The 231-nt window shown below is 46.8% G+C and carries 1 protein-coding gene; it reads right to left on the bottom strand.

What is annotated here, in order from left to right:
• Window positions 1-231, bottom strand: a 231-nt coding sequence (locus tag O4H47_RS18100) for an aminotransferase class I/II-fold pyridoxal phosphate-dependent enzyme (RefSeq protein ID WP_269395413.1), incomplete at both ends; no start/stop codon positions are given.

Raw genomic sequence — 231 nt, 5'->3', positions numbered from 1 at the left:
CAACCAGGCCGCAGTCAAACTCCTGTGCTATTTCGTAGATATCACGTAGAGGAGCGATGGTCCCGATAGTGCTGTAAACCGAATCCACAACAATGATCCCTGAACCGTGACGTGAAATCTGCTTTCTTAGGTGACTGGTGTTGTTATGCATGAACGGATGAATTTGTGCTCCGGCAATACGTGCGCCTTCCCACAAAGACATATGTGCAAAGAAATCAATGTACACAGGTA

Origin of the sequence: Maritalea porphyrae (assembly GCF_027213965.1) — a bacterium.
Taxonomy (GTDB): domain Bacteria; phylum Pseudomonadota; class Alphaproteobacteria; order Rhizobiales; family Devosiaceae; genus Maritalea; species Maritalea porphyrae_A.
This window is presented reverse-complemented; position numbering and strand designations above follow the sequence as displayed.